Raw genomic sequence first — 20,945 nt, forward strand, 5'->3', positions numbered from 1 at the left:
AGCGCCTCGTCGTGGACCTCGCCAGCTGGACTTTTGCGAGTCCAGCGGCCTCACGGCCCTGCCGCGGGGGTGCGCGGCGCTGACGAGCGCCTCGGTGAGGTCGTCCGCAGCGGGGCGGCGGTGGGTGTGCAGCAGGGCCTGCGCGGCGGTGGCCCCGTGGCGGTCGCGCAGCCGGCGGCCGACGCCGAACCAGGTGCAGAGCAGCGACTGCGCAGTCGTACAGCGCAGCCGTACGTACGTCCTCGGTTCCCTCGCCTCGCGGCGCTGCCCCTCGTCCGCACGGACGGGCTCGGGATGCGGCCGCTGCCGGTGGCGCAGGACGTCGACAGCGCCGCCGAGCCGTCGTGACCTGCGAGACGACTGTCTCCGGCAGGGTTCAACGGTGATCGACAGGGTAAGCGAGGGCCACGTGAGTGACCGATCCGCTGGCGAAAGGCGAACACCCATGCTGATGGCTCACCCGGCCGTGCTGCCCGGCCTCGTCGACCGTTACTGGGCGCTGTCCGTACTCGATGCGGCAGAAGGCGACTCTCCCGTGCGCGGGGAGATCGAGGCCGTCGAGCGAGCCCTGTGCGTGGCCACCGGCACGACGGACGTGCACGCCGCCCTGATCGCAGCCCGCCATCACCTGCCCGGCGCGGGCGCCCTCGACGACTCCGTGCTCGCCTCCGGCTGACGGGCCCACCGCCGACGGCCGGCCGAGGGATGGGGCGACATGCTGTGGGTAGGCGCCGGATACCCCAGCCGCCCTGCCGACAGGGCGGGCGCGGCCTCCGAGGTGAGGGAGGCAGACATGTCCGCACCTGTTCCGGACCCAGACCCGCGCAACACCACCCGGCCCTCCGGCGGGGTGCCGCCCGGCGAGACACCGGCCGGCGAGTCGAGCACCGGCTCCGGCGCGGGGCCGTACCGCCCCCTGACGCGCGGCTGGGGCAAGGGCCCCCTCGTACTGATCTGCCTGGTGGCCTTGGCCTGCGCCCTCTTCTTCCTCGCCTACGCCATCATGCTGAACGTATGAGTGGGGGCGGGGCTGAGCCGCCGCCCCGCCGTCCCGGGGCGGAGGTCGGTGCGCAGCCGTACGGCCACGGCCACCCCTGACCCCGCCGCCGCTGCCGAGGATCCACACCGGTACGTCGGCCCCCTCGCCGGAAACGGCGTGCGCCTCCATGCCCTCCGGGTGCGGTAGCCACCGCGCAGCAGGGCGAGGACGTCGCCGATCTGCTCGGCGTGGTCCTGGCGCCGGGGGCGCTCCTCGACCGTCTACAGCGCGGTGCGGTGGCCGAGCTGGACGGCGCCGGGAGCCGAGCCGGGTGGGTCATTGCCGCGGCGGTCAGGGTCAGCACCACGGCGGGCGAGGTTCCGGCGACCCCGGTTCAGGTGGTGCTCGGCGAACCAGTAGCGGGCGTAGCCGAAGGCCTCCGTCTTCCGCGCGAGGGTGGATGCCTGTAGTGGAAGGCCTCGGCGGCGCCGGAACCGGACGGGACCGGGCGAGGTCGAGGGCCCCGAGAAGGATGCCGGACATGGCCGGGCTCCTTGATGGTCGGGATGAGGGCCGGGAACTGCACGAGGCGGAGGCCGGGGCCGAGGCCGGGGCTTGAGCCGGGGCCCGCCGCGAGCCGATGAGGACCACCTCGTACGCTCACTCCGGACCGCGGAGTCGTTGGGGGCGCAGGCCCTTCCCGAGCCGCCGCCGTACGCCGCCGGGCACCTGGGGCTCCGCAGGGTTATCTCCCTGCACGGTCTCGGCCGCAGCGACGAGGCCCGGGCGGAAGCCGGCCGGGCGCTGGCCGCCTGCGTGCGCTCCCTCCACCTGACGCACTCCCGCATCAGCCGCCCTGACCGTAGGGGACACAACTGCCGCACACGGCGGGGTGATTGGAAAGGCCGCGCCGCGTCCCCCGGCTGCTGTAGGTTCCTGCCATGGCCACGAGCAAAGGCATCGAAAACCCGGAGCTGCGCTTTTCCGCAGCCCTGGTGCGGGCAGCGAACCTACCCGGCGTGCGTATCAGCAGGGAGGTGTACCTCCGGCAGGCACTGGGCCGCCAATGCTCCGAGGAACAAATCCGTCGAGCAATCGAGGAGACCCCCGCAGCGGCGGGTATCCCTGTCGAGGTCCTGGACAAAGCGGCCAACGACTCGATCAGCTACGAAACCACCAAGGCCAGCGCCCTTTCCGCGGCTGCAGGCATACCTGGCCTGCTCTTCCTTCCCGCCACTGTGCCTGCCGACGTGGCCCAGTACTTCGGCCACATGCTGCGCATCGCGCAGAAGCTCGCCTACCTCTACAGCTGGCCCGATCTGTTCTCCGGCGAGAACGACGACCTCGATGACGCGACCAAGGGAGTGCTCACGCTCTTCATCGGCGTGATGTTCGGCACCCAATCGGCGAACGCCGCCGTGGGGAAGGTCGCGGGAATGATGTCGAAGGAGGTCGCGAAGAAGCTGCCGCAGAAGGCACTCACCCAGGGCGTCATCTATCCCATCGTGAAGAAGGTCGCCGGCTATCTCGGCGTCCAGATGACGAAGCAAACCTTCGCGAGGACCGTCTCGAAGGCCATCCCCGTCGTCGGGGCCGTCGTTTCCGGCGGGCTGACTCTGGCGACCTACCTGCCCATGGCCAAAAGACTCAAGCGGCACCTGTCCGGCCTGGACCTGGCGAAACCGACGCACCGGGTTGTGGACGCGGAGGTCGTGGAAGTCGTGGAAGTTCCCGAGCCCCCTGCATCCGGCCATGCTCACCGGCATGACGCAGACGACAGCGTGCCGTCGACCTGAGCCGGCAGACACCGCGGCCCGTTTGTTCGCGCAACGAGGTGCGGACGGCGAAGGCCGGGGCGGCGCTTTCCGCCCCGGCCTGCCGAGCAGCGGCGTTCTTTCTCCTTCGGCGCCCCAACGCCTCCGGTCAGTGGGTGCAGGGGGAACGCAGTGGCCGTGGCGGACTACAGTCGTCCTCCGGTGACCCAGAGGCGTGACATCGCATCGGCCAGGGCGGGGTATCGGGCGGCCTCACAGAGCATCTCCGAGAGCACGAGCATCCCGTAAGCGGTGCTCCGCGGATCGCAGTTCTGGTGCAACCGGATCACCGCGAGGCTCAGGGGCCGGCGCCCGATCAGGATCCCGGCACGCCGGACGGCGGCGGCCGTCTCCAGGTCGGCACGGCTTCCGCCGAACGGCAGGGTTTCCGTACGGGGGAGTTCCTGCGGCGCAGTCGAGTCCCGCACGTGATGGACGGACGCCTCAGGCGGTGCCTGGCCGCTCTCGAAGAGTTTCCGGAACCCGGAGATACGGAGGCTCGTATTGCGCGGGCGGAGCTCGATGAAGAGCTCGATGAACAGCCCCCGCAATTGGATATGGAGGGGAAGGTGAGGCATTTCGCCCTCCTTGCGCCCGTCTCCGCCGAAGAATCCCTGCGCATCTTCCGCTTTCGACCGGATGGTCGACGTCAGGGAGCGGTACTCGTCGGCCGAGGCTTGTGCCGGGGAGAACAGGATCGGCATCAGCATGTCCGGCCCCTCAGGGGAGAGGTCCCGGACTCGGGCTTTCAGTGAGTAATCTGACCGCAATCGCTTCGATCGTGCTGCACTCGCGCATGCACACCACCACCTTCGCCATCATTCCGACCGCCCACGGGTTTATCACCCCGTCGGTGTCGGGTCCGGTTCGATGGGCTCCTTTGTAGTCGCCCGGGTGGTGGCCGGGAGAATTGTTGACCTCTGATGCTAAGAAATCAGCCTGATCCCGGAGCCCTTACTGCGGGCATTTCGCCCCTATTGCGGCCGCTCGCGCCAGAAGGGTGGCGGGACAGGGATACAGTCACCGGCAGCCCCGCGGACCTGGCCGCCGACGGGCGACGAGGCGACGAGGCGACGGGCAGTGCCTCCGCCCGCAGTCGGCGATCGATCAGACGCCTCTCTCGTGATCAGTGCTCTCCTCACCCGGCGGCGCCGGCGTGTGGCGGCCGCAACGGCGATCACACCGCCCAGCATGCCTGCCAGCGGACCCCCACGGCCGCGGCCATGAACAACGTCCCGAGTGATTCCATGAACGCCACTCCGGGGAAGGGTACTTGGCCATGGAGCGCCCGTTCTCGTGAGCACGTCGACAGCGCCGGCCGGCCGTCCCTATGCGGAGGGCCCCGCCTGCTCACGCTCTTCCGGCCCGGGGCGCCGTGGGCGAGGATGGCTCGGTGAGCCACGACCCCCTCTTCGACGGCGACCGCGTCCTGCTGGCGGGGCTGGCGGGGCTGCCGGGCGCGGACGCCCCCGCCGGGGTCCTGAGCGCCGCCGCCGTACGGGAGGCCGACCCGGACGCCGCGCCGCCGGAGATCCGGACGCTCGCCGGGGAGATCCTCTTCGTGTCGGCCGCCCACCGGGCCGGGTTGCGGCGGTTCTGCGCGGCCAACGGCATCCCGCCGCGGGCCCGGCCCGACGTTTGGGGTGACCTGCTCGAACCGTTCCTCGACACCGAGTCCACCCACGGCGGGAGGGTGGCGACCCTGGAGCGTCTGGCCGCGGCCGGCCTGGACGCCGACGAGACGGCCCGGATCCGGGAACGCGTCGGGCCGCTCATGGCGGCCTACAACGCCGTGCGCTGGGACTGGAGCCACCTCGGCCTGGCCGACCTGCTGGACGCGGCCTTCGGCACCTCGGTCCCCGAAGAACTGCGGATCCCGCAGCGGGAGCGGGACGCCTTCCGCGCCTGGGCGACAGCCATCGCGAACCGAGCGGACGGGGAACGGCCCACGGCTCCGTGACCCGTTCGTCCTGAACCGGAAGACGGCAGGCTCAACTCCCGCCGACGGCGCCGAACTCCTGGTGCCGGATCCCACCGAGGAGAGCGTGACCGCGGTACGGCATCGCTGGGTCGGCTCCGCCATCCGCGGGCGCCGGACCTTCACCGCGCAGGTAGCCCGAGGACCGCCGGGGCCCTCGGCGGCACACCGGTCGAGCCCGTTCATGGCCGCCCTGAAAAGGTCCGTCAGCGTCGGCGCTTGAGCTGACCGGACGGTGGGTCAGCCTGCGTGCGAATGTGTCGAAGCCGCTGGCCCTGGGCCGTGTCGTCAAAGTCCCGCCTGGCCGGTGGGGCCTGGCACGCACGCTCCAGGCCCCGCCGGCCCCGCCCTTCGGGCGGCCGACGCTACTTTGACGAGTACCGCGAGCAACTGCCGTGGCCGCGACCACGAGGGGGATCGCGCCTCCCCCGGGATCCGATGCCTTGAACGTGCTTCAAGCCACCTCGGTCGGATCCCCGTCCTCCAGACGGCCGGCGAACGCGCTCAGGGGCGCCGTGGCGAGGGTCTGGGCGGCCCCGAACTCCTCCAGGCCGCCGACGGGCCGGAACCCGAGCCGGGCGGCAAGCCGCAGGGAACGTTCGTTGGCCGTCTGGGAGACGACCAGGACGGGCTGGTCCGGCAGTTCGCCCGCGGCTGCCCGCAGCAGGGCCCGGGCGGCCTCCTCCGCTAGCCCGGCACCCCAGGCGTCGGGGCGGAGCACGTAGCTGAGCTCCAGTTCCGAGCCGTTCGCTTCCACGTGGCCGGGGCGGTCCGCGGAGCGGCGGTCGAGGGTGAGGGTGCCGAGAAGCCGGTCCGTCCGGCGGTCGGCGATGACGTAGGCGCCGGGGGTGTTCGCTAGCGGCGCGACGCCGTGTTCCGAGAAGTACGCCTCCACGGCGGCGCGCGGGCGGGGGCCGCCGAGGTGCGCGCGGATCCGTGGGTCGGTCCGGAGGGTGATCAGGTCCGGGACGTCCCCGTCGTGCGCCGCGCGCAACCGCACCCGCTCGGTGAGGAGTTCGGTTACGGTCACGGTCACGGCGGCGGTGCTCGGGGTGGCGTCCATGCGGACATGATGCCGTCGCGGAGCGACCGCCGGCCTCCTGGTCTCGGGCCGTGTGGCCCAATAGGAGCGGCACGTTCGGTGTGTGCCGTTCGCGGGGTGGGGCAGGCGCGGCGTGGCAGGGCACGGATGGAGGGAGTGCCCGGCCGTGCAACCGGCGGTGGCCCGGCACCGGGTCCGGGGCCGCAGCAGACACCCAGGAGGTGGAGAATGTCGCAGGTCAAGGAATCCGTCGAGGTCAACGTGCCGATCCGCACCGCGTACGACCAGTGGACGCAGTTCGAGTCCTTCCCGCAGTTCATGGACGGCGTGCAGCGGATCGAGCAGCGCAGTGACACGCTCACGCACTGGGTGACGAAGATCGCCGGTGTGGAACGGGAGTTCGACGCGGAGATCACCGAGCAGATCCCCGACACCAAAGTCGCCTGGGTGACCGTGGGCGGGCAGAGCGAGCAGTCGGGCCTGGTCACCTTCCAGCCCCTCGATCCGTCCCGTACGCAGGTCACGTTGATGATGGACTTCGACCCTGAGGGGATGGCGGAGAACATCGGGGACAAGCTCGGCTTCGTCGACCGGCAGGTCAAGGGCGACCTGCAGCGCTTCAAGCACTTCATCGAGGACCGCGGCTCCGCCTCCGGCGCGTGGCGCGGCCAGGTCTGACACCACGCCCAGGACGCCGGGCCGTATCGGGGCTGTGCACGCGGGAAGCCGCCGGCGCGCACGGCTCCGCCCGACTCGGCGCGCCGCACGGCTCGGTCGCGCGTGCGTCTTGGCCTTCCGTGCGACCCGGAGCAGGACATCCCCGTTGATTCGAACCCGCACGCCGTGTCCGCCGGCCGATCTACCCTGATATCGCGCTGCTCATCCGTGCCGCGCTCCGCCGCGCCATAGGATGTCCGTTGCCATGCCACAGCAACTGCAGGGGAGGTCGCCGGGTGAGCAGAGCTTCCGGACCACCGAAGTCGACGTCGCCTGCGACTGGTTGAAGACGGCATACGGCACGAGCCTGCGCATGCGCACGCCCGCACCCCACCGCCCGTTCCAGTACTCCCGCACCAGCGTCGGCCCGCTGTCGCTCAGTACGCTGGCACTGCCGACGGAGTACTCCTACGCCACCGACCCCCTCGGCGCCGTGGCCATCACGCACGTCGTCGGCGGCCGCATGGTCCGGGAGTGCGAGGACGACGTCACCCAGGCCGGCCCGGGCGACGTCCTGGCGATCTCGCAGCCCCACCTCCCCTACACGGGCCGCGTTTACCACGCCGACCTGCGGGCCGTGACGGTGCCGCTCGCACAGGTACGGGAGGCCGCGGGCCACCCGACCGGACAGAAGGCCCGCCCGCTGCGCTTCACCCGCTTCACCCCCGTCTCCCGCGCCATGGCCGACCAGTGGAAGCGGACCGTCGACTACGTCGAAGCGAGCGTCCTGGCCCTGCCGACGGGCAGCGCACCCCTGGTGGTCGACGCCGCCGTCAGGCTGCTCGCCGCCACCGTCCTGGCCGCCTTCTCCACCGACGCCGACCCCGAGCCCGTCCTCGCGGACACCCGCGACGCGACGTCCGAGACCGCCCGTCGCGCCGTCGCGTTCATCGAGTCGAACCCCGCGGCCGAAATCGGCCTGGCCGATGTGGCTGCCGCCGCCAGCGTCACCCCACGGGCTCTCCAGTACGCCTTCCGACGCCACCTCGGCTCGACCCCCATGGCCCACCTGCGCCGCGTACGCCTGGCGCACGCGCACGCGGATCTCGTCGCGGCGGACCCCACACGGGACACGGTCACGGCCATCGCCCACCGGTGGGGCTTCCACCACCAGGGGCGCTTCGCCGCCGCCTACCGCGAGGCCTACGGACTCCCTCCCCGGGACGCGCTCGCCGGATCCTGACCGGTCCGGCCGGCGTACCGGGGTCGGGCGTCCGCGGGCCGGACGACGACGAGGTGTTCCCCGTGCACGGAGGCGTCGAGGCCCGCCTCGCGCAGGATCACGGCGAGGGCCGTCCGGAGCGCCTTGTGCAGACCGGCCAGGGCGGTGAGCCGGCCGATATCCTCCTCATGTCCGTGTATCTGGACGGTGGGCCGCAGCACCTCACGGGCTACCCACCCCACCATCACCCCCTCGGGGGCCGTCCACACCCGCAGGCCGTCCTCCGTAGGCGTCGTGGTGTCGAACCCGGCGCGGCACAGGACCCGCCTGACCCGCTCGCACTCGTCGTCGCCTCCTTCCTTCGGGAGATCGGCGTCCGTTACGGCCTGTGTGGGTTGCATGCATCCACTTCAGCGAGCCGGCGCCCGCGGCAAAAGCCACTTTGCGAAGGGATCCCGGGGCGGCATCCGGAAAACGACGCGGTCTCCCGACCCGGTCGCGCCCGGTGCGCCGATCCGACCGCGGCCCGAGCAGTCAGGAGTCGGGATGCAGGCCGGGCCCGAGGGTCGGGCCTGCCAGAGGGGTGGGGGAGAGGTCGGCGGGTTCCTCGCCGGGCTCCAGGAGCGTGTCGGCGGCGCCGACGATGAGGCTGTCGGGACGGCCTACCGCATCCGCGTCCTTGCGGTCGTAGTCGATGCGCCGCAGCAGGCTGCGCATGGCCTCCAGACGGCCTCGCCGCTTGTCGTTGCTCTTGACCACCGTCCACGGCGCGTGAGCGGTGTCGGTCGCACGGAACATGGCCACCTTGGCAGCGGTGTAGGCGTCCCACAGGTCCAGGGAGGCCAGGTCCGTGGGCGACAGCTTCCACTGCCGCACCGGATCGACCTGGCGGATCGCGAAGCGGGTGCGCTGCTCGGCGCGCGACACCGAGAACCAGAACTTGACCAACAGCACTCCGTCCTCCACGAGCATGGCCTCGAAGGCCGGGCACTGCCGCAGGAACAGCTCGTACTGTTCCGGCGTGCAGAACCCCATGACCTTCTCGACGCCGGCGCGGTTGTACCAGGAGCGGTCGAAGAAGACGATCTCACCGGCGGCCGGCAGATGGTCGACGTACCGCTGGAAGTACCACTGGCCCGCTTCCCGCTCGGTCGGCTTGGCCAGGGCGACGATGCGCGCCCCGCGCGGGTTCAGCCGCTCGGTGAAGCGCTGGATCGTGCCGCCCTTGCCTGCCGCGTCCCGGCCCTCGCAGATCACCACCAGCCGGGCACCGGTCTCCCGGACCCAGCGCTGCATCTTCAGCAGTTCGATCTGCAGGATCCGTTTCGTCCGCTCGTACTCCCGTCGTCTGACCTTGCGGTCGTACGGATAGTTCTCCTGCCAGGTACGGATGGGCGCGCCGGACGCGTCCAGCAGGACGGGCTGCTCCGGCCGGCGGTCGTCCACGCTCAGGCCGGAGAGCAGGTCGTCGGACGCCTGCCGGTGGGGATGAGGATCATTCACGCCACGCGTCTACCCGGACCGCGGACACGTATGGCGCAGCTGGTGCCTCCGTTGTCGGCGGTTGGCCCGGCAGGGGCAGGGCAGGGGCACAACAGGAGCAAGAACGCGTCCGCTACACCGGGATCGACGCGCAGGACCGGCGGATCCCACCACACGTGCTGGAGGAGGACTGAACGTGAGCGGTGACAAGCAGGCGAGTGAGGTCGGGAAGCTGCGGCAGCAGGCGGAGGAACTGGAACTGGAAGCACAGCGGGCCGGTGATCCCGCGGAGCGGGAGCGGCTGATGGAGAAGGCTGTGAGCCTGCGCGCGAAGTGCCAGGAGCTGGGTGGCCCGGAAAGCGCCACGATGGACCCGATGTAGGTGTCCGGCGGACCCTGGTCGGACGACCCCGGGTCCGCCGGACCCGGACACACACCACCCACCCTCAGGGGGTGTCTGTGGCAGCCAGGTCGCAATCGCCGCGCAGGACGCAGAATTCGTTGCCCTCGGGATCAGCCAGGATCGCCCAGCCCGAGCCGTCGGCCTCCCGGTGGTCGGCGACGAAGGTGGCGCCGAGGTCCAGCAGCCGCTCCACTTCATGGTCGCGCGTGGTCCTGGGCCGCAGGCAGAGATGGATCCGGTTTTTGATCGTCTTGGGCTCGGGCACCTGGTTGAAGTACAGCACCGGGCCCTCCGCCAGCAGCACCAGGGTCTCCCGGTCACCTGGTTTGACGTCCGGGTGCAGCGGCCGGTCCGTCACACTGCTCCAGAACCGGGCCAGCTCGTAGGCATCCGCACAGTCGACGGCCACGTTCTGCACTATCGAAACCATGTGTGCGAGCCTCTCTGATCTTCACGCCGAGCGCCACCCTTTGCGGGAACAAATCGGAGGTCTTTGACCGTTCATCCTGTGTGGGGTGCGGGGAGGGGCGGTGCCCCCGGCCCGATCCGGTGCAGTGCCCTCGGCCGCGAGGCGACGCCCCTCCCGTTCCCCGCCTGTGAACGCCCTGGCCCGCCTTCCCCCCCGGCCGGCTGGGGCCGCCCCGATCGGTCATCCCCCCCGGCCGGTCGGGGCCCCTACGCCTGCTCCGCCTCTGCCGTTCGGTCTGGCCGTACGCCTCCCCTGTACGCCTTCGTGTCCCCGCTCACGCGAGGCGGATGCGGAAGCCGCTGCGGGGGAGCGTGGGCATCCGGGACAGCGGGATGGTCAGATCCTGGTCGGGCACGTTGACATCGAGCCCGGCCAGCTCCGTGACGAGGGCCGCCAGCAGCGTCACCGTGACGTCCTCGCCCGGGCATCGGTGCCCCTCCGCCGTCTCGCCGCCGCCCTGGGGGATGAGATTGCGCAGGCTCTCCCCGGTTCCGTAGCGGTGGGGATCGAACCGGTACGGGTGGGCCCACAGCTGCGGGTCGTGATGCTGCCCGTACAGGTCGAGCAGGAGCAGCGTGCCCGCCGGAACCTTTTCGCCGCGCCACTGCACATCGCGGGCGGCGAGCCCGCCGACGAACGGCGCGAAGGGGTAGAAGCGGCGGACCTCGTGGGCGAAAACGGTGGCGAGGTGCCCGGACGCGTCGCCGCGGAGCGGGCCGCGGTGCTCGGGCCACCGGTGCAGGGCGTGCGCGGCGAACGTGACGAACCACGCGATCGCGACGGTCGGCCGGATGATGTTCAGCAGCTCCACGGCCGCCGCATGCGCGTCCAGGAGGGCGCCGTCGGCGTCGTGGTGCCGGGCGACCACGTCCAACGCACTGCCGTCGGGAGCCGTCTCCCGCTGCTCGCGCACACGGACGATCAGGTGCCCCAGCGCTTCCTCCTGCCGCTTGCGGGCGTGCCGGGCGCGCAGATGGCGCGGCCCGGCCGTCGCGAATCCGTCGACCATCGCCACGCAGTCCCGTGCCAACTGCGCGCCGGCCGCCCCGGTGACGGGTACGCCGGTCCAGTCGCACACCGCCAGGGCGAGGACCCTGGCCGCCTCGTCGAAGAGGACCACCGACGCCTCCGGCTCCTCCCGCCACCGGCCCACGGCCTCTCGCCAACGCAGGAGAACGTGTTCCCGCAGCGACTCGATGCCCTTCTCGTCCTTCAGCAGGGACAAGAACATCGACTTGCGGACCCGGTGGGCGAGCCCGTCGAGAGTGTGCACGGCGCCCTGCCCGAACAGCGTGTCGAGCACCGGGTCCGGGAGTGCGGCCCGCCGCTGGACGTGCTGCTCGTCGTAGAAGAAGGCGACGGCTTCCGGGCCGCGCAGCGCGACCGTCCGGCGGCCGAGGAGGCGGGTACGGACCGTACCGTCCGGCGAAGCGCGCATGCGGTCGGGAAGCCAGGCGTAGCCCTGCGCCAGCAGCGGGAGAGTGCCGTCGGTCCATACGGACGGAGGGTTCTTGAGTGTCGGCATGGGATGCGGTTACCCGGGGCCGCCGCCCGCACACGACGCGCTCTGTCGTTTTCACCCGGATACTGGAAGCACACCGTAGGGCCTACCTCGCCGTAGGAGGGGGAGACGCAGCGCGGCAGGTGCCGTGCCGCATTGCCGCTTCGACCATCGGAGGACCGATGACCCGACGAGTGCACGAGGTGATGACGCGCAACCCGGTGACCGTGGAGCGCCTGACCTCACTGGCGGAAGCGGCGCGGGTGATGCGGGACGCCGGCATCGGGGACGTACTGGTCGTCGAAGAGGGCCGGCTCTGCGGCATCCTCACGGACCGGGACCTCGTCGTCCGCGCGCTCGCGGAGGACCGCGACCCGGCCGTGACCACCGTGCAGGCGATATGCAGCACCGAACCGCTCACGGTCGGGCCCGACGACCACGTGGACGAGGCCGTCGACCTCATGCGCCGGCACGCACTGCGGCGCCTGCCCGTGCAGACCGGGAGCGGCGAGCTCGTCGGCATCGTCACCCTGGGCGACCTGGAAGTCGAACGGGACCCGGGCTCGCCGCTCGCCTCCATCGCGGCAGCCGCCGAGGGGGAGGCGCGCGGACGGTGACGGGTGCCGCGCGGCGCCCGTCAGGCCGACGTCAGCCCGCCGGTCACGCCGGCGGGACGCCGAAGGGCATGCCGGAGAGGTAGTGCGAACTCAGGGTCTCGCGATGTTCGGCGTTCCCGAGGTGCTCGTCCCGGTGGAACTCCGGGGCGGCCTTGATCTGGTCCTTCGTCCGGTCCACATAGACCTTCTCCGCCGTGTGGTCGATGCGGGTCACCAGGCCGGCCGGCAGCAGTACCTCCTTGCCGAGGATCCACACGCCGGTGTCGACGACGAGATAGGCGTCGGTGACCTCGTCGGAGTGCTTGTCGACCTTGCCGACGGCGCCGTCGAGCGCCTCCACCCCGTAGCCGGTGAGGTCGGCCGCCAGGTAGTCGATGCCGGCGCGGTAGGCCCACACGTTCTCCGCCATGCGAAACAACTCCTTCGTTCGGAAACGGTGCATAGGGATCCCTCCGGGCTCCAGGCGTTCGAGGAATCCCCCTCGGCGGCGCGCCTGCCCGCGGAGGCCCGGCTCCACGCGGAGAAAATAATGCGCGTTCCGAGAGTTTGCGTCCGGGGAAAGCGGCCATAAGCGCCTTCACGGGGGTCCGCGGCGGTGAGCGGCGCGGACCTCCCGAGCGGACCCGAGCCGTGTGATGGCCTTCCCCCCGCCATCACGCGGCCGGGGCACCGCCATGTCACCTCACGGGCGGATCGTGAGGCCGTCCAGCGTGAGGTCCGAGCCGGCGCTCCGCCTGGCCGCGGTGCTCCACACCAGCCGATCAGTTTCCCGGCTTCGGCCGTACGGGTTGCCCCCGGTCGCGGCGATCGCGCGCAGGGCCTCCTTTGCGGGTTCTGCGCCAGCAGAGCGGGGGCCGCTTTGGCAGAGGTGCGGCAGCTCGTTGCGGTAGACCCCGAAGTTCCGGTACAGCGTCGCGCGCCCCCGCCCGCCTCCTTGCGATGCGGTCCATCTGCGTGTCCAGCCCCTGCGCCGTGAACACGCGTGCGGCGGCGGCGAGGATCTCCTCCCTGTTGCGCCGTCCGTCAGCCCGCAACGGTCGCTGCGCTCCTTCTGCCACCAGTGCTAGCCGGCCCTCTCCGTGCCGCCCTCGGCTCGCTGAGTGGGGGCCGCGCGTCACGCGCCTGACCGCACGGCACGACCCTGACCGCACCCGCGCGATCAGGGTCGTACGGGTGTGCCTCACAGGGCGGTGGGGAACCGGTCCCAGGCCCGGTGTTCGCCCAGCGCCGCCTTGAGCGCGTCCAGGGCGGCCGTGCTGCTGTCGGCGACCGCGATGCCCGGCTCGTCCGCCGTGATGCCGGCGGACACCAGGAGTTCCTCCACGCCGTTCCAACCGCCGATGGCCTTCCCGTGCCGGTACGCCTCGGTGACGAGCAGCAGCACGCGCGGATCGGGTGCCTCAGGGGGCAGGGCCGTTGCGGCCTTGGCGTCGCGGGCACCGTAGGCGTCCGCCCCGGCCTCGGGTACGCCGGCCAGCAGGAGGGCGTCGAACTCGACGGAACGGGCGGTGGCGAAGGTCCGCTGAACCGTCACCGGGCTGCCGTCGGGGTCCAGCGTGCCACCGGTCGGGGCCACGATGAGCGGCACCATGCCGGCGTCCAGGCAGGCTTGCCGTGCCGACCGTACGCCGTCCAGGTCGGCCGCGGCGTCGGCGACGATGCCGATCACGCGCCCGTCCGTCGGCCATGTACCGCCCAGTTGGGAGAGGGCGGGACTGGCTTCGGTCTCGACCAGCGGTGCTTCGGCTGCGGGGGCCGGAAGCCCCAGGCCCTTGGCGACCTGCTCGCAGAGCTGCGGATCGATGTTCGCCAGGACCTTCAGTTGGCGTTCCTTGATGGCCTGTTCGTAGCACTTGCTCAGCTCGAAGGTGTAGGCGGCGACGATGTGTTCGCGCTCGGGCGGCGTCATGCTGAGCCAGAACAGGCGCGGCTGCGTGAAGTGGTCCGAGAAGGACGCCGGTGCCTCACGGACCTTGGCCGCCTGGGGAATCCGTACGGGCGCCTCGATGTACGCGGCGGTGTCGGAGCCGGCGAGGAACGGGCAGCCGCCGTCGAGGCTGTTGGGCCGGTAGGGGGCGGTTCCCGTGTGCACGGCGCTCTGGTGCATGCCGTCGCGGAGCATGTCGTTGACGGGGGCGTGCGGCCTGTTGATCGGAATCTGGGCGAAGTTGGGGCCGCCGAGCCGGCTGATCTGGGTGTCGAGATAGGAGAACAGCCGGCCGGCGAGCAGCGGATCGTCCGTGACGTCGATGCCCGGCACCAGGTGGCCGGGGTGGAAGGCGACCTGCTCGGTTTCGGCGAAGTAGTTCTTGGTGTTCGCGTTCAGGGTCATCAGCCCGATCGGCTGAACGGGGGAGAGCTCCTCGGGGACCATCTTGGTGGGGTCGAGGAGGTCGATGCCCTCGAAGGTCTGCTCCGGGGTGTCGGGGAAGACCTGGATGCCCAGTTCCCACTGGGGGAAGGCGCCCGCCTCGATGGCGTCGAAAAGGTCGCGGCGGTGGAAGTCCGGATCCATCCCGGAGATCATCTGCGCTTCCTCCCAGACCAGGGAGTGCACGCCGAGCTTCGGCTTCCAGTGGAACTTCACCAGGGCGGTCTCGTCGGCCGCGTTGACCAGGCGGAAGGTGTGTACGCCGAACCCCTCCATCATCCGGTACGACCTCGGGATCCCGCGGTCGGACATGTTCCAGAGGGTGTGGTGGGTGGCCTCGGTGTGCAGGGACACGAAGTCCCAGAACGTGTCGTGCGCGCTCTGCGCCTGCGGGATCTCACGGTCCGGATGCGGCTTGCCCGCGTGGATGATGTCGGGGAACTTGACCGCGTCCTGGATGAAGAACACCGGAATGTTGTTGCCGACCAGGTCGAAGGTGCCCTCGTCGGTGTAGAACTTCGTCGCGAAGCCGCGCGTGTCGCGCACGGTGTCGGCCGAACCCCGCGAGCCGAGGACGGTGGAGAACCGTACGAAGACGGGTGTCTCCACGTCCTTGGCGAGGAACGCGGCCTTCGACACCTCGCCGGCCGTCCCGTAGCCGAGGAACACGCCGTGCGCGGCGGCGCCCCGCGCGTGCACGACCCGCTCCGGGATCCGCTCGTGGTCGAAGTGCGTGATCTTCTCACGCAGATGGTGGTCCTGAAGCAGGACCGGACCGCGCGCCCCCGCCTTCAGCGAGTGATCGGTGTCGGGCAGGCGCGTCCCCTGGGCCGTGGTCAGGAACGCCCCGCCCTGCGCCACACTCCGCTGCTCCACCCCCGTGACCTGCCCGGTCGGGCTCACCGTGGCCGGGCCGTCCTGGTCGGCCTTCGGGGGGAGTGGCTCGGTGGGTTCCGTCGGCTCGGACAGGGGCGGCGGCACGGGGCCCGGCTTGCCCGGCAAGTCGTCCGTGGCGGCTGCCTGCGGGGCCTCCGGTGTCTTCGATACCTTCGCTGCCTGCTTCTTCGTCATGATCCTTCTCCTTGCGGCCGCCGGGGCCGTGCACGGGGCCCAACCGCCGGTCAGCTCGCCGGGTAATGGGCGCCCTTGAGCCGTCGGGCCAGGTGGGCGGTGTTCGCGGCGAGCGTGGCCGTCGTGGCGGCGGTCTTCTCGGGTGTCTTGTCGAGGTCCTTATAGTCGGTTCCCTGCATGGCCTCGCCGACCCAGTAGGTGACGGCGTTCGGGGCGAGGGAGAAACCGACGTCGTTCAGCCCCTGGAAGAGGTCGGCGCTGACCTTGTGCGCGCCGTCCTCGTTGCCGACGACGCAGACCGCGGCGACCTTGCCGTAGGTCAGCATGCGGCCCGCGTCGTCGCTCTCGGAGATCTCCGCGTCGAGGCGCTCCAGGACCCGCTGGGCGATGCTGGACGGGTGCCCGAGCCAGATCGGCGTCGACAGGACCAGGATGTCGGTGCCGAGGATGGTGTCGCGGATCTCCGGCCAGGCGTCGCCGTCGCCCATGTCGGTCCGCACGCCGGGTTTCACGTCGTGGTCGGCGATACGGATGGTCTTGCCCGTGACGCCGTGCTCGGCGAGCGCCGCCATCGTCTGCTCCGCCAGCAGCTGGGAGCTGGACGGAGCGGGGGAAGGGGTAAGGGTGCAGACGAGCGCGACAGCGCGCAGCGGAGTGCTCCTGTTGGGGTCCATGGTGTCCCGGCTACCCCCGCACCCGGCATTGATGTCGCACGTCACGGGACTCGTTCCTCTGGCTCGACCGGTGCGCCCGGGTCCACGCGACGGGCGTCACTGCACACCGCTGGGAAATGCGGGCAGGTGCGACCCATGGAATGCGTGGTGTACGACGAACTGTCCGGGCGGTCGGAAACCGTCGAGTGCGGCCTTGACGACGAGGCATGCCGGCTGGTGTTGAAACGGTTGAGGGGACTGGAAGGCGGCGAATTCGGCTGGGTGCGGCTGGTGGACCCGGCGGAAGGAGAACTCTTGCAGCTGGCCGAGGAACTCGGCCTGCACCGCCTGGCGGTCGAGGACGCCGTCCAGGCACGCCAGCGCCCCAAGCGGGAGCGCTTCGGCGACGTACTGGCCGTCGCGCTCAAGACCCTCTGGTACGTGGAGGAGGAAGCGGCCGTGGAGACGGGCGAGTTGATGCTCTTCGTCGGGCCCCGCTACGTCCTCACCGTCCGGCACGGCGAAGTGGACCCGACGGCCGAGGCGGCTGGCCGGCTGGCCGCCGACCCGGCCATGCTGCGGTCCGGCCCCCTCTCGGTCCTGCACGCCGTACTCGACGTCGTCGTCGACGCCTACAGCGAGGCCGCCGAGACGGTGCGCGGCGAACTCCAACGGCTGGAGGACCGCGTCTTCTCCCCTTCCCGGGTCGACCACACCGAGGACATCTACTCCCTGAAACGGGAGGTACGCGAGTTCCGGGACGCGGTCCAGCCGCTGGTCCCGGTCCTGACCGGCCTGTTGAGCAGCCTGAGCGGCGAGGACCACTGCCCGTCTAAGGTCCTGCCGTACTTCCGTGACGTCGCCGACCACCTGCACCGCACCGAAACCGAGGTGCGGACCCTCGACGAACTGCTCAACGCGGTTCTCGGTGCCCAGCAGGCGCGGGTCGGCACCTGGCAGAACGACGACATGAGGCGCATCTCCGCCTGGGCCGCGATCTTCGCCGTTCCCACCATGGTCGCCGGCGTGTACGGAATGAACTTCGAGCACATGCCGGAACTGGGCTGGAGCTACGGCTACCCACTCGCCGTCGGCCTCATGGCGACGGCGTCGGGCTTCCTCTACCGCGCCTTCCGACGCAACGGCTGGCTCTGAGGGCGGCCGTTGCCCACAGCGCCGGGCCCGGTTTTGCCCGGGCCGGACTGACATGACCGGGGCCGCGCTGGACAGCCGAGCGGTATGAGAACTCCACCGAGCCCACCGAGCCAGGACCACGACGGCGAGCGCGAACGCGACCGAGAGCGTGCCGACACCTTGCGGGAGCCCGGCGTCGGGCCGAGCGCGCTGGTCGAGGAACGTGCCCCGGACGAGCCCACCGAGTTGCCCGCACGCTCCTGGAAAGCGGTGTTCCGCGGCACGGCCAGGGAATTCGGCAACGACGAGCTGGCCGACCGGGCCGCGGCGCTGACCTACTACGGAGTGCTGGCGATCTTCCCCGCCCTCTTGGTCCTGGTGTCGCTGCTGGGTCTGGCCGGCGCATCGACGGCCGTGCGGGTGCTGGACAACCTGCAGCGACTGGCTCCCGGCTCCGCCCGGGACGTGATCACGGACGCGGTCGAGCAACTGCAGGGCCGCAGCGGCGTCGGATCGCTGATGGCCGTCGTCGGTCTCGTCGTGGCGCTGTGGTCCGCCTCCGGCTACGTGGCCGCGTTCATCCGGTCCGCGAACGCCGTGTACGACGTGCCCGAGGGCCGCCCGGTGTGGAAGGTCCTGCCGCTGCGCCTCGCGCTCACCGTCACGCTGATGGTTCTCGCGTGCGCCGGCGCGCTGATCGTGGTCTTCACCGGTCGCCTGGCCCGGCAGGCGGGCGACGCCCTCGGGATCGGCGACATCGGACTGACGGTGTGGTCGATCGCGAAATGGCCCGCCCTGGTCCTCCTCGTCACCATCATGATCGCGCTCCTGTACTGGGCGGCGCCGAACGCGAAGGGCCGCGGATTCAAGTGGGTGACTCCGGGCAGCCTCCTGGCCCTGCTGATCTGGATGGCGGCTTCGGCCGGCTTCGCGTTCTACGTGGCGAACTTCGGCTCGTACAACAAGACGTACGGAACCGTCGCGGGTGTCGTCGTCTTCCTGATCTGGCTGTGGATCACCAACCTCGCCGTCCTCCTCGGGCTGGAGTTCGACGCGGAACTGTCCCGCCAGCGCGCGGTGGCCGGAGGGCTGCCCAAGGGCGAGGAACCCTATGTCCGTCCGCGCGACACCCGCGCGTGGACCGCCGAGGACCGCCGCCGTATGAACCACTGATCCGACGGGTGGAACGGGTGCCGGTGCGTATATCGGGTAGGCGCGCCTCGACAGTGCGTGTACTCGTGAAAGGGGAGGCTCCGTATGAGCACGATAGAACGGCAGACCCACATCACCGATGAATCCGTGAGCGTCCTCGTCTCGCGGGCTTCCCGGCAGATCTCGGAACTGGTCCGCGAGGAGATGCAGCTGGCGCGGGCGGAAATGACCCAGAAGGGGAAGCGCTTCGGGAAAGGCGGCGGCCTCTTCGGCGCGGCGGGCGTGCTGGGATTCCTGGCGGCGCAGGCCCTGACGGCGACCTGTATCGCGGCTCTGGCACTGGTACTGCCGTTGTGGGCGTCGGCCCTGATCATCGCGGTGGCGCTGGCGATCGTGGCCGCGGTGATGGCGACCGCAGGGAAGAAGCAGGTGGCCAGGGCAGGTTCCCCGGTGCCCGCACAGACGATCGACAGCGTGAAGGCCGATCTGGCCGAGATGAGGGAGAAGGCGCACCGATGACCGACGCATCCCACACACCTGACACACCCGACGAGCGTCGAGCCGACATCGGCGCACCCACCCCCGACGAGCTGCGCGAACAAGTCGAACACACGCGTGACGAACTCGGGCAGACCATCGAGGCGCTGGCGGGCAAGGCCGACGTCAAGGCGCAGGCCAAGGAGAAGGCCGCACAGGTCTCCGACCGGATCCACGACAAGGCCGCGCACACGGCGCAGCGCGTGCACGACGCGACGCCCGATCCGGTCCTGGACGCGGCGGGCCGGGTCGCGTCGACGGCCCGCGCCAACCACAAGCCGTTGCTCGTGGCCGGCGCGGCCCTGCTGATCGTCCTGCTGGTCTGGCGCAGCCGCGGCTGCCGGTGAAAGCCCGTGGCGAGCTTGTAAGCCCGGCGAATGCGGGTAAGCGCGGGCCATGATTCCCACCGAGATTCTTGCGGCCGAAGGCCAAGGAGCCCTGTTTCTCATTTTCGCCGGAGTGGTGGTGGCCGTTCTTCTGATCGGCGCCTTCTGGTACGGCAGCCGGCGTGCCGCCCGGCGCCGGCCCCCCGCCCGGCCGGCCGATCAGAATCCCGTGGCGCGGGGCCGCGAGGACTCCTGGCAGACGCCGGAGGGCGATGACGCCGGGGGCCGCGGACCCCGGGTGTGAACCGGCCGCGCATTGCGCGCAGTAGTCGAAATAGTGCAGAAAGTAGCCGCATATGTCAGCGTGGGGACAGGACCTCGAAAATCCCACGCACGCAGGGCCCGGCCGGCGCCTGTAGTCACCCCGGCCGGGCCCTGTCACGCCCCATACGGCTCCGGTTGAGGAGCGCGGAGGCGGAGGGAAGAGGAATATGGATGTACCCGCACACGGGGATGTGCGCTGCGCGAGGCCGGACAGGCTTCCGGCGCGCGGGGAAATTTCGTGGTGCGGTCAAACAGAGGACTCGGGGCAGTCGAAGCCGGCCTTCGGCCCGGCGGAAAAGGGCACCCATGACGGAGCGCCTCCATAGATCGGGTCTGGTCGGCGAACTCTTCGCCGAATTCGCCGGCACCATGATCCTTATCCTCTTCGGTTGTGGTGTGGTGGCCCAAGTGGTCGCCGGCGGGGCCCTGACGGACCCCGCGGGCGGTCTCGGGAACCACGACAGCATCGCCTGGGCCTGGGGTCTCGGCGTGACCCTGGGCGTGTACGTCGCGGCGAGGTTGAGCGGTGCTCACCTCAACCCCGCGGTGACCGTCGCGCTGGCCGCGTTCAAAGGCTTCCCGTGGAAAAACGTGGCCCCCTACGCCTTGGCCCAGTTGGCCGGAGCCTTCGTGGCCGCCCTGCTCGTCCGTTGGAACTACACCGAGGCGCTGGCCAAGGCCGACCCCGGTCACACCATCAAGACGCAGGGCGTCTTCTCCACGCTCCCGGCCAACGGGAACACGAACCTGCCGGTGACCGAGTGGGGCGCACTGCGCGACCAGATCATCGGCACCGCCCTCCTGCTGTTCCTGATCTTCGCCGTGACCGACCTGCTGAGCACGCCGCCCGGCGCCAACCTGGCACCGTTCATCGTCGGCCTGATCGTCGTGGCGATCGGCATGGCGTGGGGCACCAACGCCGGTTACGCGATCAACCCGGCCCGTGACCTCGGCCCCCGCCTGGCGAGCTTCTTCACCGGATACGGCGGGGCATGGCGAGATCAGTACGGGCACCTCTACTTCTGGGTCCCGATCGTCGGCCCCCTCATCGGTGGCGTGCTCGGAGCAGCCGCCTACAAGTTCCTCATCGGCCGGTTCCTGCCGACCGCCGAACCGGAGCCTCCCGGACGGGTACCGGCACCGGATGAGAGCTGACCGCACCCGGGACGGACGCGCCACGGCCCGTCCGTCCCGGCCGGTCCCGGGTCCGTGG

Annotated in this window: 24 protein-coding genes; 15 read left to right on the forward strand and 9 right to left on the reverse strand. The window is 70.8% G+C overall.

Annotation, left to right across the window (positions count from 1 at the left end; genetic code table 11):
* Positions 1-69: 69 nt before the first annotated feature.
* The 4 genes from AB0F82_RS27740 to AB0F82_RS27760 all read left to right on the forward strand — a co-directional run bounded on the left by AB0F82_RS27740 (position 70) and on the right by AB0F82_RS27760 (position 2,775).
* The gene (locus AB0F82_RS27740) at positions 70-348 is read left to right on the forward strand and encodes a hypothetical protein (protein WP_362632222.1); all 279 of its coding nucleotides are present in this window, start codon (positions 70-72) and stop codon (positions 346-348) included.
* A 97-nt stretch (positions 349-445) separates the two neighbouring features.
* A complete protein-coding gene (locus AB0F82_RS27745) occupies positions 446-676 on the forward strand; it encodes a DUF5133 domain-containing protein (RefSeq protein ID WP_362632224.1) in 231 nt (76 codons plus the stop codon).
* A gap of 117 nt (positions 677-793) precedes the next feature.
* Positions 794-1,018, forward strand: coding sequence for a DUF6480 family protein (locus tag AB0F82_RS27750; RefSeq protein ID WP_362632225.1), 225 nt, complete (start codon positions 794-796; stop codon positions 1,016-1,018).
* A 902-nt stretch (positions 1,019-1,920) separates the two neighbouring features.
* Positions 1,921-2,775 carry a hypothetical protein gene (locus AB0F82_RS27760; protein WP_362632227.1) on the forward strand — a complete coding sequence of 285 codons (855 nt, stop codon included), beginning with the start codon at positions 1,921-1,923 and terminating at the stop codon, positions 2,773-2,775.
* A gap of 164 nt (positions 2,776-2,939) precedes the next feature.
* Here the strand turns inward: AB0F82_RS27760 and AB0F82_RS27765 are convergent, their stop codons facing one another.
* Positions 2,940-3,503, reverse strand: coding sequence for a ribosome-inactivating family protein (locus AB0F82_RS27765; RefSeq protein ID WP_362632229.1), 564 nt, complete (start codon positions 3,501-3,503; stop codon positions 2,940-2,942).
* Positions 3,504-4,186: 683 nt separating this feature from the next.
* Here AB0F82_RS27765 and AB0F82_RS27770 point away from each other — a divergent pair.
* Positions 4,187-4,753 carry a hypothetical protein gene (locus AB0F82_RS27770; protein ID WP_362632231.1) on the forward strand — a complete coding sequence of 189 codons (567 nt, stop codon included), beginning with the start codon at positions 4,187-4,189 and terminating at the stop codon, positions 4,751-4,753.
* A 472-nt stretch (positions 4,754-5,225) separates the two neighbouring features.
* On the opposite strand, the gene AB0F82_RS27775 is transcribed toward AB0F82_RS27770, so the two are convergent.
* A complete protein-coding gene (locus AB0F82_RS27775) occupies positions 5,226-5,834 on the reverse strand; it encodes a GNAT family N-acetyltransferase (RefSeq protein ID WP_362632233.1) in 609 nt (202 codons plus the stop codon).
* Positions 5,835-6,041: 207 nt separating this feature from the next.
* Between AB0F82_RS27775 and AB0F82_RS27780 the strand changes: the two genes are divergently transcribed.
* Both AB0F82_RS27780 and AB0F82_RS27785 read left to right on the forward strand, forming a co-directional pair.
* Entirely contained in the window at positions 6,042-6,491 is a 450-nt protein-coding gene (locus AB0F82_RS27780) for an SRPBCC family protein (protein ID WP_362632235.1), read from the forward strand.
* Between the two features lie 244 nt (positions 6,492-6,735).
* Positions 6,736-7,713 (forward strand): helix-turn-helix transcriptional regulator, encoded by a 978-nt coding sequence (locus AB0F82_RS27785; RefSeq protein WP_362632237.1) that lies wholly within the window; start codon positions 6,736-6,738, stop codon positions 7,711-7,713.
* Here the strand turns inward: AB0F82_RS27785 and AB0F82_RS27790 are convergent.
* A complete protein-coding gene (locus AB0F82_RS27790; protein WP_362632239.1) occupies positions 7,674-8,093 on the reverse strand; it encodes a hypothetical protein in 420 nt (139 codons plus the stop codon). The genes AB0F82_RS27785 and AB0F82_RS27790 overlap by 40 nt on opposite strands.
* 133 nt (positions 8,094-8,226) lie before the next feature.
* On the reverse strand, positions 8,227-9,195 hold the full coding sequence (gene ppk2 / locus AB0F82_RS27795) for a polyphosphate kinase 2 (protein WP_362632241.1): 969 nt from the start codon (positions 9,193-9,195) through the stop codon (positions 8,227-8,229).
* 175 nt (positions 9,196-9,370) lie between these two features.
* Here ppk2 and AB0F82_RS27800 point away from each other — a divergent pair, with 175 nt between their 5' ends.
* On the forward strand, positions 9,371-9,556 hold the full coding sequence (locus tag AB0F82_RS27800; RefSeq protein WP_362632243.1) for a DUF6381 family protein: 186 nt from the start codon (positions 9,371-9,373) through the stop codon (positions 9,554-9,556).
* Between the two features lie 64 nt (positions 9,557-9,620).
* Here the strand turns inward: AB0F82_RS27800 and AB0F82_RS27805 are convergent, their stop codons facing one another.
* Positions 9,621-10,007, reverse strand: a complete 387-nt coding sequence (locus AB0F82_RS27805) for a VOC family protein (RefSeq protein WP_362632245.1) — start codon at positions 10,005-10,007, stop codon at positions 9,621-9,623.
* 313 nt (positions 10,008-10,320) lie between these two features.
* Complete coding sequence (locus AB0F82_RS27810; RefSeq protein ID WP_362632247.1) at positions 10,321-11,571, reverse strand: cytochrome P450; 1,251 nt, start codon at positions 11,569-11,571, stop codon at positions 10,321-10,323.
* A 158-nt stretch (positions 11,572-11,729) separates the two neighbouring features.
* On the opposite strand from AB0F82_RS27810, the gene AB0F82_RS27815 reads away from it, so the two are divergent.
* The gene (locus tag AB0F82_RS27815; protein ID WP_362632249.1) at positions 11,730-12,164 is read left to right on the forward strand and encodes a CBS domain-containing protein; all 435 of its coding nucleotides are present in this window, start codon (positions 11,730-11,732) and stop codon (positions 12,162-12,164) included.
* Between the two features lie 43 nt (positions 12,165-12,207).
* On the opposite strand, the gene AB0F82_RS27820 is transcribed toward AB0F82_RS27815, so the two are convergent.
* The 3 genes from AB0F82_RS27820 to AB0F82_RS27835 form a co-directional block, all read right to left on the reverse strand.
* Positions 12,208-12,573: a PRC-barrel domain containing protein gene (locus tag AB0F82_RS27820; protein WP_362632251.1), complete on the reverse strand. Its 366-nt coding sequence runs from the start codon at positions 12,571-12,573 to the stop codon at positions 12,208-12,210.
* A 771-nt stretch (positions 12,574-13,344) separates the two neighbouring features.
* Positions 13,345-15,606, reverse strand: coding sequence for a catalase (locus AB0F82_RS27830; protein WP_362632253.1), 2,262 nt, complete (start codon positions 15,604-15,606; stop codon positions 13,345-13,347).
* 50 nt (positions 15,607-15,656) lie between these two features.
* Entirely contained in the window at positions 15,657-16,280 is a 624-nt protein-coding gene (locus AB0F82_RS27835; protein WP_362632255.1) for a flavodoxin family protein, read from the reverse strand.
* Positions 16,281-16,415: 135 nt separating this feature from the next.
* Between AB0F82_RS27835 and AB0F82_RS27840 the strand changes: the two genes are divergently transcribed.
* From AB0F82_RS27840 to AB0F82_RS27865, 6 genes are all read left to right on the forward strand, one after another.
* Entirely contained in the window at positions 16,416-17,414 is a 999-nt protein-coding gene (locus tag AB0F82_RS27840; RefSeq protein WP_362632257.1) for a magnesium and cobalt transport protein CorA, read from the forward strand.
* A gap of 84 nt (positions 17,415-17,498) precedes the next feature.
* On the forward strand, positions 17,499-18,566 hold the full coding sequence (locus AB0F82_RS27845) for a YihY/virulence factor BrkB family protein (protein WP_362632259.1): 1,068 nt from the start codon (positions 17,499-17,501) through the stop codon (positions 18,564-18,566).
* Between the two features lie 84 nt (positions 18,567-18,650).
* Positions 18,651-19,064 (forward strand): phage holin family protein, encoded by a 414-nt coding sequence (locus AB0F82_RS27850; RefSeq protein ID WP_362632261.1) that lies wholly within the window; start codon positions 18,651-18,653, stop codon positions 19,062-19,064.
* Complete coding sequence (locus tag AB0F82_RS27855; RefSeq protein WP_362632263.1) at positions 19,061-19,429, forward strand: DUF3618 domain-containing protein; 369 nt, start codon at positions 19,061-19,063, stop codon at positions 19,427-19,429. The genes AB0F82_RS27850 and AB0F82_RS27855 overlap by 4 nt, the downstream gene beginning before the upstream one ends.
* Before the next feature lie 49 nt (positions 19,430-19,478).
* On the forward strand, positions 19,479-19,712 hold the full coding sequence (locus AB0F82_RS27860; protein ID WP_362632265.1) for a DUF6479 family protein: 234 nt from the start codon (positions 19,479-19,481) through the stop codon (positions 19,710-19,712).
* Between the two features lie 326 nt (positions 19,713-20,038).
* A complete protein-coding gene (locus AB0F82_RS27865; RefSeq protein WP_362632267.1) occupies positions 20,039-20,887 on the forward strand; it encodes an MIP/aquaporin family protein in 849 nt (282 codons plus the stop codon).
* Positions 20,888-20,945 lie beyond the last annotated feature (58 nt).

The sequence above is a fragment of the Streptomyces virginiae genome, from assembly GCF_040638905.1.
GTDB lineage: Bacteria > Actinomycetota > Actinomycetes > Streptomycetales > Streptomycetaceae > Streptomyces > Streptomyces virginiae_B.